The following is an 11,459-nucleotide window of genomic DNA, read 5'->3' as shown; positions in this document are numbered from 1 at the left end:
CTGGACCCCGCTTCTGCCGGGGAACAAGGGGAGAACTCGTGGTAGAGACCCCGCTGTTTTCGAGGAAATGTCCGTGTCCCTTTACACCCGTTTTACCGCCCATCTCGATGCCGTTCTGGACGCGCTGGAGGCTGATGGCGTGCTGCCCGCTGGTCTCAACCGCAAGCCGGTGACGGTCGAGCCGCCGCGTGATCTCAGCCATGGCGACATGGCGACCAACGCCGCGATGGTGCTGGCCAAACCTGCTGGCACCAATCCGCGCGCGCTGGCCGAGGCGATCGTTGCCAAGCTCCAAGCCTTGGACGAGGTCGAAAGCGCCTCCATCGCTGGGCCGGGCTTCATCAACCTGACCCTGACCGATGCGACATGGCGCGCGGAACTGGCGGCGATCCAGACCGATGGCGATGCTTATGGCCGGTCCGATTTCGGGCAGGGCATCACCGTCAACGTCGAATATGTATCGGCCAACCCGACTGGCCCCATGCATATGGGCCATTGCCGTGGCGCAGTGGTGGGCGACGCGCTCGCTACCTTGCTCGAATATGCCGGGCATAAGGTAATCCGCGAATATTATATCAACGATGCGGGCGGGCAGGTCGATGTCCTCGCCCGCTCGGCGCATCTGCGCTACCGCGAGGCATTGGGCGAGACGATCGCCATTCCCGAAGGCCTGTATCCGGGCGATTATCTGGTGCCGGTCGGTCAGGCGCTCGCTGCCGAATATGGCGATCGGTTCGTGGATGCACCCGAAGCCGACTGGCTGGTGACCTTCCGCACCTTTGCCGTGGCGAAGATGATGGACATGATCCGCGCCGACCTGGCGCTGCTCGGCATCCGTCATGACGTCTTCTCGTCCGAGGCGGCATTGCAGGCGGCGGGCAAGCCCGAACAGGCCGAAGCCTGGCTGCGGGCGCAGGATCTGGTTTATGACGGCGTACTGGAAGCGCCCAAGGGCGAATTGCCCGACGATTGGGAACCGGTCGAACTGCCGCTGTTCCGTTCGACCAAGTTTGGTGACGATCAGGATCGGCCGATCAAAAAGTCGAACGGCAGCTGGACCTATTTCGGCGCCGACATGGCCTATCATTACCAGAAGGCCCAATCTGCGGATCAGTTGATCGACATTTGGGGGGCGGACCATGCCGGGACGGTCAAGCGCATCCAGGCGGCGGTCGCGGCGCTGACGGAAGGCAAGGCGCGGTTCGACGTCAAGCTGATCCAGATGGTGCGGCTGCTGCGCGACGGCGAGCCGGTGAAGATGTCGAAGCGCGCGGGCAATTTCGTGACGCTGGCCGATGTTGTGGGCGAAGTGGGCAAGGATGTCGTGCGCTTCACCATGCTGACGCGCAAGGCTGACGCCCAGATGGATTTCGATTTCGCCAAGGTGGTGGAAGCCTCGAAGGACAATCCGGTCTTCTACGTCCAATATGCCCATGCGCGCATTTCTTCGCTCGGGCGGCGGACGCAGGAAGCGGGGATTGCGCTTCCCCCGCCCGACCTGTCCCTTCTTGGGACGGCCGAATTGGGGCTGGTCAAGCTCGCCGCGCAATTCCCGCGCGTGGTGGAAGGGGCAGCGCAGATGCGTGAGCCGCATCGTATCGCCTTCTATCTCAATGACTTGGCGTCCGCTTTCCATGGCTGGTGGAATATGGGCAATGATGATCCGCGCGCGCGGGTGATCCTGGCCGATGATCCGGCGATGACGGCGGCACGGCTTTCCCTGGCGCAGGGAATAGGGCAGATTATCCGCAATGGCCTCGCCCTTATGGGCGTGGTCGCACTGACCGAAATGCAGTGAATGAAAGCGGAGTGAAGTAACAATGAGCGACTATGGGCGCGGTCGACTCGATTTCGACGATGAGGACCGGCTGCCTTGGCTGGAGCCTGCGATCGACGATACGGACGCGGAAAGTCTCTCGCCACTGCGCCTGCTCGGCTTGATCCTGCTGGGCCTGATACTGGTCGGGGCTGTCGTTGCTGGTGTGTGGTGGGTGCAAAATCGCAATGGCGGGACTGCGGCGGGTGAGGGCCAACTGATCACCGCGCCCACGCAGGATTATAAGATCGCCGCCAACGAAGCCGACGCCAAGACATTCGATGGCGAGGGCGATGCGAGCTTTGCCGCGAGCGAGGGCGTGGCCCGCGACGGCCGGATCGACCCCAGCCGGGTGCCTGAGGCACCGATCACTAAGGGTACGCCCGCACCCACGGGCACGAAGCCGGTCGTGCCGGTCAAGCCCGGCCAAAGTGTCAGCGCGCGCGTGACCGACGGCACCAGCGCCGCACCGGTGGCGGCCACCAAGGCCGCAACCGGCGGGGCCATGATCCAACTGGGCGCTTATGGCAGTGCGGCCGGTGCCAAGGATGCCTGGAGCCGCCTGTCCAAGCGTTTCGCCTATCTTGCGCCGCTCGCCATGACCGTCGAACCGGCGGAGGTCGGCGGCGGCACCGTCTATCGTTTGCGCGCCAGCGCGGGCGGACAGGCGAGCGTCATTTGCGGCAAGCTCAAGGTGGCGGGTGAAAGCTGCCTGATGGTAAACTAAGCGCGGATAAAGTCCTTCGACATGGCCGCCTCAAATCGTTACCGACGATGCCATGAAGCCTGTTATTTTCGGCCTGTCCGGGCCAGCCCTGACCCCTGACGAGCGCGCCTTCTTTGCCGAGGCGCAGCCCGCAGGCTATATTATCTTCAAGCGCAATATCGTCGATCGGGCGCAACTGCGGGCGTGACCGATGATCTGCGCGCCTTGCATGGTCGCGACGACCTGCTGATCATGATCGATCAGGAGGGGGGGCGCGTCGCCCGGATGCAGCCGCCAGTCTGGGCCGCGTTTCCGCCCGGCGCGGTGTTCGATCGTCTTTATGATGTCGCGCCGTCGAGCGCGATCGCAGCAGCGCGGGCCAATGCCCATGCCATCGCCCTGACGCTTGCGGAAGTCGGCATCACCGTCGACGCGCTGCCCTTGCTCGATGTGCGGCAGGATGGGGCAAGCGACATCATGGGTGACCGGACTTTGGGGGCCGAACCGATGCGAGTGGCGGCGCTGGGTCGCGCGACGCTGGAGGGACTGGCGCAGGGCGGCGTGGTTGGCATCGTCAAACATATGCCGGGGCATGGCCGCGCTTTGGTCGACAGCCATCTGGAGCTACCGGTGGTGAAGGCGGACCTAAATGCGCTGGAAACCGACCTTGGCCCGTTCCGCACACTGAACTGGGCATCGATGGGGATGACGGCCCATGTCGTCTATACCGCCTGGGATGCAGAGCAGCCCGCCAGCCTGTCGTCCAAGGTGATCGGCGGCATCATCCGCGATGCCATCGGCTTCGACGGGCTGCTGATGTCCGACGATCTCGACATGAAGGCGCTGGATGGCAGCATCGCGGACTTGGCCGCAGGCGTCGTGGCGGCGGGGTGCGACCTGGCGCTCAATTGCTGGGGGCGGATGGACGATATGGTCGCCATCGCCGACGCGCTGCCGGACATCCAGCCCGAGTCGCAGGCGCGGCTCGACCGCGCGATGGCCAGCGCCCCGCGCGGCGCGGATCAGCCGCCACTGGAAGCGCTGCTGGCGACGCGCGACCGGCTGTTGGAGCCGGTCGCCGCCTGATCGCTTCAGCCACCACCCGGTGAATTATGGCCACCGGCGGGCACGGGTCCGCCATTGGGCGCATGGCCATGGTCGGGATTGCTGTCCCATTCGATATGATAAAGATCGAAACGCCGGTCGCGCAGGTTGCGGACGGTGCCTTCGGCGCGTGCCCAGCTCAGGTCGGCCAGGTTCACATCGGCCATGGTCAGCGTCTCGACATTCTCGGTCGATTCGGCCGCGATGCCATCCCGCGCAAAGGGCAGGTCGCACGGCGTCAGGATCGCGCTTTGGGCATATTGAATGTCCATATTGTCGACGTTTGGCAGATTGCCGACATTGCCTGACATCACGACATAGCATTGATTTTCGATCGCGCGCGCCTGCGCACAATAGCGCACCCGCATATAGCCCAGCCGCGAATCGGTGCAGAAAGGCACGAAGATGATCCGCGCGCCCTGATCGACCAGGCGACGGGCCAGTTCGGGAAACTCGCTGTCATAACAGATCAGCACCCCGATCGGCCCGCAGTCGGTCTGGATCACATCGAGCGAATCGCCACCCTTGATGTTCCACCAGAAGGATTCATTGGGGGTGGGGTGGATCTTCTCCTGCGTGTGGACCGAGCCATCGCGCAGCGCGACATAGGCGATATTCTGGATATCGCCATCATCGGCGCGGGTCGGGTGAGAGCCGCCGATGATATTGATATTATATTGCAGCGCCATCCGCGTCAGTTCCTTGGTCAGGCGCGGCGTGTAGCTGGTGAGCTTGTCGATCGCCTCCATCGGATTGAGTTTCTTGGTCTCGAACGACAGCAGGGGCAGGGTGAAAAGCTCAGGGAAAACAATGAAGTCGGAGCGATAGTCCGCCGCGACATCGACGAAATATTCGATGTTGCGGACGAACCCCTCGAAATCCTCGACGGCGCGCGCCTGCAACTGGCAGGTGGCCAGGCGGACGCTTTCGACGCCGCGCGGCACGCGCATTTCGGGCGCTTCGTCAGGGTCGACATAGGGGTTGCGCCAGACGAGGTGCGCGGCGTGGCCGTCGGACTGCTTGTCTTCGGGCAGATAATTTTCCAGCACACCCAGCGGTTCGAACTGGTTCTTGAGCTGGAAGCTGACGACCTGATCGCGGATCTTGCCCGCCGCAACCTTGTCCAGATAATCCTTCGGGCTCTCGACCTTGCGCTTGGAGCGCAGATAGCCCGGCATCCGGCCGGCAATGACGATGCCATGCAGATCGAGTTGTTCGGCCAGTTCCTTGCGTTCGTCATAGAGGCGCTGGCCGATGCGCAGGCCGCGCAGCTTGGGGTCCACGGCCATCTCATAGCCATAGAGCCATTCGCCCGCCGCGCTGTGGCGTGTGCCAAAGCCGTTGGCGGTGATCTCTTCCCAGTCATGCCAGGCAAAGGCCATGCCCTTGCTGACCCGCATCGTCGCACAATAGCCCACGACCTTATTGTCGTAGAGCGCGACGAAACAGCCGTCGGGGAAATTGTTGATCTGGCCGCGCACGGTGGCAGGAGAATAATTCGGCATACCCGGATAGACGCGGGCGATAAGTCGGATGATCGCGCGCACGTCGGTCGGAACCGCCGAGCGCACCTCCAGGCGTTTTTGGGTGGCTGTCGTCATGGCTTCATTCCCTCGGCGCGATGGCTATGGAAAAGGCGGCACCGATAGTCGGCACCGCCTCATTCCGTTTGCGTACTGAAAGCTTCAGAAGCCTATCAGTTCCACTTGCCCATTTCGGCTTCCAGATTGACGCGGATCTGTTCGAAGAATTGCTCCGTCGTCATCCAGGCCTGTTCCGGGCCGATCAGCAGCGCCAGATCCTTGGTCATCGCGCCATCCTCGACGGTCTTGATGCAGACGCGTTCCAGGGTTTCGGCGAATTTGGTGACGTCGGGCGTGCCGTCGAACTTGCCGCGGAAGGACAGGCCCTGCGTCCAGGCGAAGATCGACGCGATCGGGTTGGTCGAGGTCGCCTTGCCCTGCTGATGCTGGCGATAGTGGCGGGTGACGGTGCCGTGTGCCGCTTCGGCTTCCACCGTCTTGCCGTCGGGCGAGAGCAGGACCGAGGTCATGAGGCCGAGCGAGCCGAAGCCCTGCGCCACGGTGTCGGACTGGACATCGCCATCATAATTTTTGCAGGCCCAGACGAACTTGCCGCTCCACTTGAGCGCGGACGCGACCATGTCGTCGATCAGGCGATGCTCATAGACGATGCCTGCCGCCTTGAACTTGTCGGCGAATTCGGCGTCGAACACTTCCTGGAACAGATCCTTGAAGCGGCCATCATAGGCTTTGAGGATGGTGTTCTTGGTCGACAGATAGAGCGGCCATCCGCGATCAAGCGCATAGTTCATGCTCGCCTTGGCGAAGTCGCGGATCGATTCGTCCAGATTATACATGCCCATGGCAACGCCAGCGGCCGGGAAGTCGAACACTTCCTTTTCGATCTTCTCACCATTTTCGCCGTCCCAGATCAGGCGCAGCTTGCCGGGGCCGGGGACCAGGAAGTCGGTCGCCTTATACTGGTCGCCAAAGGCATGGCGGCCGATGACGATCGGGTCGGTCCAGCCGGGGACCAGACGGGGGACGTTCTTGATGACGATCGGTTCGCGGAACACGACGCCGCCCAGGATGTTGCGGATCGTGCCGTTGGGCGACTTCCACATCGACTTGAGGTTGAATTCCTCGACCCGCTGTTCGTCAGGGGTGATAGTGGCGCATTTCACGCCGACGCCATATTGCTTGATCGCATTGGCGCAATCGACCGTGATCTGGTCGTTCGTCTCGTCGCGCTTCTGGACGGACAGGTCATAATATTTCAGGTCGATGTCTAGATAGGGGAGGATCAGCCGCTCGCGGATCCATTCCCAGATGATCCGGGTCATTTCATCGCCGTCAATCTCTACGACCGGGTTCTTCACCTTGATCTTCGCCATGCGCCTGTTCGCCTTCTTCATCGTGGGTGGATTTGGCAATCGCCCTAGGCAAAGCGGGACAAATGTTCAACTGCGCAGGCACAGTTATATGTCGGGCCGGAGCCTTAGCGGGGATGGGCCGTTGTCAGGGGGAAGCTCTCTCCCTACAGATGGTGGCCATGGACAATAATGAGATTACGATTGCCGCTGGCGGCAATGTCAAATGGCGTTTCCCTTCGGTTCACCCGGAGGGAATGAAATTCGGCCTGATCGCCGTTGCGATCACGGCGCTCCTGTTCCTCGTGGGATGGGAGGTGCTGGGATGGCTGATGCTGATGGTGACGATCTGGGTCTTCGCTTTCTTCCGGGATCCAGTGCGCGCCGTGCCGCAGGATGAAGGCGCGATCATTGCCCCTGCCGATGGCCTGGTAACGCTGATCCAGCGCGTGCCCCCGCCGCGCGAGATGGCGGGCATAGACGGCCTCGGCGACCAGCCGATGATCCGGGTGTCGATCTTCATGAGCGTCTTCGACGTCCACATCAATCGCACGCCCATCGGCGGCACGATCAAGTCGGTCGTCTATATTTCGGGCAAATTCCTCAATGCCGATCTCGACAAGGCGAGCGAGGATAATGAGCGGCAGCATATATTGGTCGAACGCCATGACGGGGTGCGCATCGGCTTTACCCAGATTGCGGGCCTGGTCGCGCGCCGGATCGTGCCCTTCGTCAAGCCGGGCGACATGGTCGCGGCAGGCCAGCGCATCGGCCTCATCCGCTTTGGCAGCCGGGTCGATGTCTATCTGCCTGCTGGGACCGCGCCGCGCGTAATTCTGGGTCAACGCACCATCGCCGGGGAAACCATCCTGGGCCAGATGGGCGATCGCCGGGTCATCGCCGGTATTCAACAATGAGGCGGCGGCGCGCCGTGCCGCAAGGGGTGCGGCGGGGGATCACCCTGCGCATGCTCGCGCCCAATGCGGTCACGGCGATGGCCCTGTGCTTTGGCCTGACCGGGGTGCGCTACGGCATATCGGGCGACTGGGAGCGGGCCGTGCTGTCGATCATCTTTGCCGGTGTGCTGGATGGTCTCGATGGTCGGATCGCGCGGATGCTGCGGGGCGAAAGCCGGTTTGGCGCGGAGTTGGACTCCCTGTCCGATTCGATCGCCTTCGGCGTCGCGCCAGCCTTGATCCTCTATCTTTGGTCATTGCACGCGATGCCGAAATTCGGCTGGATCTTCGCGCTTGCCCATGCGCTCTCCTGCGCGCTGCGCCTGGCGCGGTTCAACGCCAATATCGATGCGGAACAACAGCCGCATAAATCCGCCGGTTTCATGACCGGCGTTCCCGCGCCAGCCGGGGCGGGCCTATCTTTCGTTCCACTCTATCTATGGCTGGTGACCGGTGAGGACATTTTCCGGGCCTGGTATATCGTGGCACCCTGGACGGCCTTCATCGCTTTCCTGATGATCTCCAACATCGCGACCTATAGCTGGTCGGCCCTGCGGTTGCGCAAGCGCATCCGGTTGGAAGTCATCGCCTTTGCTGGCCTGTTGGCGGCGCTGCTGGTGACCGATCCCTGGCTGACGCTGCTGTTGATCTGTGCGGTCTATGTGGCCCTGATCCCGTTCGGCATAGTCTCCTATGCCAAGGTGGTGCGGACGCGCGAGGCTGCGTCCGAAACACCCGCCTGAAAAGCGATCAGGCCGTGACAGCCCCGTTCGGCACCCGAACGGCGGCAGCGCGGCCTGCATCGACGGCGCGGGGCCGACGGATACGGATCTGATAGACCGGTATGTGGGGGATCGGCTCGAACTGCAGCGCTGCTATCATCTTGTCATGATAGAGTAGGAACATCCATGCGATGGTTCCCATGGCCATCAGGAATGCGCCAAAGAACAGGGTCGCTGCAACGAATGTGAACATCGTGGTCACTTTCCATCTTGCCATTTGCACGGCTAGCCTCACTATGACGGTCCCAACGGCAGCGAACCGCCTTTGTTCCGTTTGTTCACTTTATGTTCTGTCCTGGAGCGCAAGTCAACCCTTGCGCAATTTTTTTTTTTTTTTTTTTGCGGCGTTAAAGGCGCGCCTCATTCCACATGGGAATCATCATATCCGGTGCTGGCAGTAGCCTTTCAGGCTTTCTGCGGTTCCCGATTCCCAGAGGCATTAACCGGAAGGAGACTATCTTATGGCGGCCCCTGTTGTCACCATGCACCAATTGATCGACGCTGGCGCCCATTTCGGCCACCAGACCCATCGCTGGAATCCGCGCATGAAGCCGTACATCTTCGGCGAGCGCAACGGCATTCACATTCTTGACCTGTCGCAGACCGTGCCCTTGTTCGGCCGCGCGCTCGACTTCGTATCGGGCACGGTTGCTGCCGGTGGCAAGGTGCTCTTTGTCGGCACCAAGCGCCAGGCGCAGGATCCGATTGCCGAGGCCGCCCGCAAGTCCGGCCAGCATTTCGTCAACCACCGCTGGTTGGGCGGTATGCTCACCAACTGGAAGACCATTTCCGGTTCGATCAAGCGTTTGAAGACCCTTGAGGAAAAGCTGCAGGGTGACACCCACGGCCTGACGAAGAAGGAAGTGCTTCAGATGACGCGCGAGCATGAGAAGCTCGAAATGTCGCTGGGCGGCATTCGCGACATGGGCGGTATTCCCGATGTCATGTTCGTGATCGACGCGAACAAGGAAGAGCTGGCGATCAAGGAAGCCAACACGCTGGGTATCCCGGTCGTTGCGATCCTCGATTCGAACGTCTCGCCCGACGGCATCGCGTTCCCGGTCCCCGCGAACGACGACGCCAGCCGCGCCATCCGCCTCTATTGCGACGCCATTGCGGCCGCCGCGACCAAGGGCAACCGTGGTGCGCAGCAGGCTTCGGGCGTCGATCTCGGCGCGATGGACGAGCCGATGGCGGAAGAGGTTGTCGCTGAAGCCTAAGGGCGTCGCGCAACTGCAAGAATGACAGGCTAGGGCGCGCTCTTTCAGAGACGCGCCCTGCCGCATATTTGAACCACACTGATCTAGGAGCCGAAACATGGCCGATATTACCGCTGCTTCTGTCAAAGAACTTCGCGACCGTTCGGGCGCGGGCATGATGGATTGCAAGAAGGCGCTGACCGAAGCCAATGGCGACATCGAAGCGGCAACCGACTGGTTGCGCGCCAAGGGTCTGGCCGCGGCGCAGAAGAAGTCGAGCCGCACTGCGGCCGAAGGTCTGGTCGGCGTCGCCGTTGCCGGGACCAAGGGTGTCGCCGTCGAAGTGAACAGCGAAACCGACTTCGTTGCCAAGAACGAACAGTTTCAGGATTTCGTCCGCACCGTCGCGACGATCGCGCTTGAAACCGGCGCTGCCGACGCCGAAGCGCTGTCGGCCGCTGCCTATCCGTCGGGCGGGACCGTCGCTGAAAAGCTGGTCGCCAACATCGCCACCATCGGTGAGAATCAGACCGTTCGTCGTGTCGGCCATGTCGAAGTGAGCCAGGGCGTCGTCGTTCCCTACGTCCACAACGCAGCCGCGCCGGGCCTCGGCAAGATCGGCGTTCTGGTCGCGCTGGAAGGCGATGCATCGGCCGAGGTTATGGAGCCTTTGGGCAAGCAGATCGCGATGCACATCGCCGCTGCCTTCCCGCTGGCGCTGGCCGCTTCGGACATCGATCCGTCGCTGCTGGAACGGGAGCGCGCGATCGCTGCCGAAAAGGCCGCCGAATCGGGCAAGCCTGCCGAGATCGTCGCCAAGATGGTCGATGGCGCGGTGGCCAAGTTCGCCAAGGAAAACGCCTTGCTCTCGCAGCTGTTCGTGATGGACAACAAGACCCCGGTCGCCGATGTCGTTGCCAAGGCTGCCAAGGAAGCCGGCGCGTCGATCAGCCTGAAGGGCTATGTCCGCTTCCAGCTGGGCGAAGGCATTGAAAAGGAAGTCAGCGACTTCGCGGCGGAAGTCGCGGCTGCAGCTGGCGTCTAAAACGCGGACTTACTGTTCCGACGCATTGGAAAGAGCGCCCTTTTGGGCGCTCTTTTTTTGCCTGGTCCTCGTGTCGTGCGATCCAGTCCCGACCGGCCGTGGAACAGCGCGCTCGCTACTGAATTGGCAAGACCGTGACGTCTCTGCACCAGACGTGGCTTGGGGCGCGCGGGTTGAATGGATATCCACCCGCGGCTCTCACTTTGGCGGAGTTTGCATTGTCGATGCGCACATCATTGTCCGGCGCACTGGCGTCGCTGGTGCTTTGCACCGCCCCTGTTCTGGCCCAGGGCGGGATGGGTGGAGGTATGCAGGGTGGGGTTGGCCCCCCGGGCGGCGGCGGCGGTGGACCGCCCGCTAACATGAGCGGACCGCGCCGACCCACGCCCCCCAAGCCGATCAAGCGCGCGCAGTTCGACAAGATCGTGACGGCGATGTTCCGTGAAGGCGACGTCAACCGGGATGACATGGTCACGATCGACGAACTGCGCGGCCTGTTCGATGCCCGGCGTGACGTCCTCATTCGCGCGCGCTTCACCAAGATCGATAGTAATCATGACGGCGCGGTCAGCTATGCGGAATTCGTCGCCTGGCAGCGGCAAATGGGTTCGGTGGCCTCGTCGGAGGTGGCGGGGGCAGGCGACCGGGGCGGTCCAGTGGCGGAAGTGCTTTTGCCCGATGTCGGCGACGATCCGGGCAGTAGAGGCTTGGCGACACTCATCGAACCGCTCAGCGTCGGCCTGATCACTCAGGCGAACAGCAATTATGATGCAGGTCTCTCGCTGGACGAATTGCTGGCCTATCAGGCAAACGCTTCGATGCGGCCGATGCCAATCATGACGGCTGGCTGACCATGGATGAGTTGCGACCGGCATTGCGGGGCGGCAAGCGGCCACCGGGCGGGGGCGCGCCACCCTGCCTGCCCGATCGTCCCTGTTGAGGCCGTCTGCCGAAGGGA

At 62.5% G+C, this 11,459-nt stretch carries 10 protein-coding genes and 1 pseudogene; 8 read left to right on the top strand and 3 right to left on the bottom strand.

Annotated elements, in window-relative coordinates:
* The first annotated feature begins 73 nt into the window (after positions 1–73).
* From argS to nagZ, 3 genes and pseudogenes are all read left to right on the top strand, one after another.
* The gene (argS, locus tag BF95_RS17365) at positions 74–1,798 is read left to right on the top strand and encodes an arginine--tRNA ligase (RefSeq protein ID WP_043152950.1); all 1,725 of its coding nucleotides are present in this window, start codon (positions 74–76) and stop codon (positions 1,796–1,798) included.
* 22 nt (positions 1,799–1,820) lie between these two features.
* Complete coding sequence (locus BF95_RS17360) at positions 1,821–2,543, top strand: SPOR domain-containing protein (RefSeq protein WP_043152938.1); 723 nt, start codon at positions 1,821–1,823, stop codon at positions 2,541–2,543.
* Positions 2,544–2,595: 52 nt separating this feature from the next.
* A pseudogene (nagZ, locus tag BF95_RS17355) lies at positions 2,596–3,608 on the top strand (beta-N-acetylhexosaminidase).
* A gap of 5 nt (positions 3,609–3,613) precedes the next feature.
* Here the strand turns inward: nagZ and BF95_RS17350 are convergent.
* Positions 3,614–5,227: a bifunctional GNAT family N-acetyltransferase/carbon-nitrogen hydrolase family protein gene (locus BF95_RS17350; protein WP_043152935.1), complete on the bottom strand. Its 1,614-nt coding sequence runs from the start codon at positions 5,225–5,227 to the stop codon at positions 3,614–3,616.
* A gap of 95 nt (positions 5,228–5,322) precedes the next feature.
* Positions 5,323–6,543: an NADP-dependent isocitrate dehydrogenase gene (locus BF95_RS17345; protein ID WP_043152948.1), complete on the bottom strand. Its 1,221-nt coding sequence runs from the start codon at positions 6,541–6,543 to the stop codon at positions 5,323–5,325.
* A 158-nt stretch (positions 6,544–6,701) separates the two neighbouring features.
* On the opposite strand from BF95_RS17345, the gene BF95_RS17340 reads away from it, so the two are divergent.
* On the top strand, positions 6,702–7,436 hold the full coding sequence (locus tag BF95_RS17340; RefSeq protein WP_043152944.1) for a phosphatidylserine decarboxylase: 735 nt from the start codon (positions 6,702–6,704) through the stop codon (positions 7,434–7,436).
* On the top strand, positions 7,433–8,218 hold the full coding sequence (locus BF95_RS17335; protein ID WP_043152933.1) for a CDP-alcohol phosphatidyltransferase family protein: 786 nt from the start codon (positions 7,433–7,435) through the stop codon (positions 8,216–8,218). Before BF95_RS17340 ends, BF95_RS17335 begins: the two co-directional genes overlap by 4 nt.
* A gap of 7 nt (positions 8,219–8,225) precedes the next feature.
* Here the strand turns inward: BF95_RS17335 and BF95_RS17330 are convergent, their stop codons facing one another.
* Positions 8,226–8,450 (bottom strand): hypothetical protein, encoded by a 225-nt coding sequence (locus BF95_RS17330; protein WP_043152931.1) that lies wholly within the window; start codon positions 8,448–8,450, stop codon positions 8,226–8,228.
* Between the two features lie 268 nt (positions 8,451–8,718).
* On the opposite strand from BF95_RS17330, the gene rpsB reads away from it, so the two are divergent.
* The 3 genes from rpsB to BF95_RS17315 all read left to right on the top strand — a co-directional run bounded on the left by rpsB (position 8,719) and on the right by BF95_RS17315 (position 11,352).
* On the top strand, positions 8,719–9,477 hold the full coding sequence (gene rpsB / locus BF95_RS17325; RefSeq protein ID WP_043152929.1) for a 30S ribosomal protein S2: 759 nt from the start codon (positions 8,719–8,721) through the stop codon (positions 9,475–9,477).
* A gap of 97 nt (positions 9,478–9,574) precedes the next feature.
* The gene (tsf, locus tag BF95_RS17320) at positions 9,575–10,501 is read left to right on the top strand and encodes a translation elongation factor Ts (RefSeq protein WP_043152927.1); all 927 of its coding nucleotides are present in this window, start codon (positions 9,575–9,577) and stop codon (positions 10,499–10,501) included.
* Between the two features lie 224 nt (positions 10,502–10,725).
* Positions 10,726–11,352, top strand: coding sequence for a calcium-binding protein (locus BF95_RS17315; RefSeq protein ID WP_235209824.1), 627 nt, complete (start codon positions 10,726–10,728; stop codon positions 11,350–11,352).
* Positions 11,353–11,459 lie beyond the last annotated feature (107 nt).

Source organism: Sphingobium sp. Ant17 (assembly GCF_000588875.1).
In the GTDB taxonomy this organism is placed as follows: domain Bacteria; phylum Pseudomonadota; class Alphaproteobacteria; order Sphingomonadales; family Sphingomonadaceae; genus Sphingobium.
The sequence above is the reverse complement of the archived record's forward strand: the minus strand, read 5'-3'. Positions and strand labels throughout refer to the sequence as shown.

Coding starts and splice junctions, on each gene's coding strand:
- BF95_RS17360 (WP_043152938.1), top strand. CDS start 1,821: ATGAGCGACTATGGGCGCGGTCGACTCGATTTCGACGATGAGGACCGG.
- BF95_RS17350 (WP_043152935.1), bottom strand. CDS start 5,227: ATGACGACAGCCACCCAAAAACGCCTGGAGGTGCGCTCGGCGGTTCCG.
- BF95_RS17345 (WP_043152948.1), bottom strand. CDS start 6,543: ATGGCGAAGATCAAGGTGAAGAACCCGGTCGTAGAGATTGACGGCGAT.
- BF95_RS17340 (WP_043152944.1), top strand. CDS start 6,702: ATGGACAATAATGAGATTACGATTGCCGCTGGCGGCAATGTCAAATGG.
- BF95_RS17335 (WP_043152933.1), top strand. CDS start 7,433: ATGAGGCGGCGGCGCGCCGTGCCGCAAGGGGTGCGGCGGGGGATCACC.
- BF95_RS17330 (WP_043152931.1), bottom strand. CDS start 8,450: ATGTTCACATTCGTTGCAGCGACCCTGTTCTTTGGCGCATTCCTGATG.
- rpsB (WP_043152929.1), top strand. CDS start 8,719: ATGGCGGCCCCTGTTGTCACCATGCACCAATTGATCGACGCTGGCGCC.
- tsf (WP_043152927.1), top strand. CDS start 9,575: ATGGCCGATATTACCGCTGCTTCTGTCAAAGAACTTCGCGACCGTTCG.
- BF95_RS17315 (WP_235209824.1), top strand. CDS start 10,726: ATGCGCACATCATTGTCCGGCGCACTGGCGTCGCTGGTGCTTTGCACC.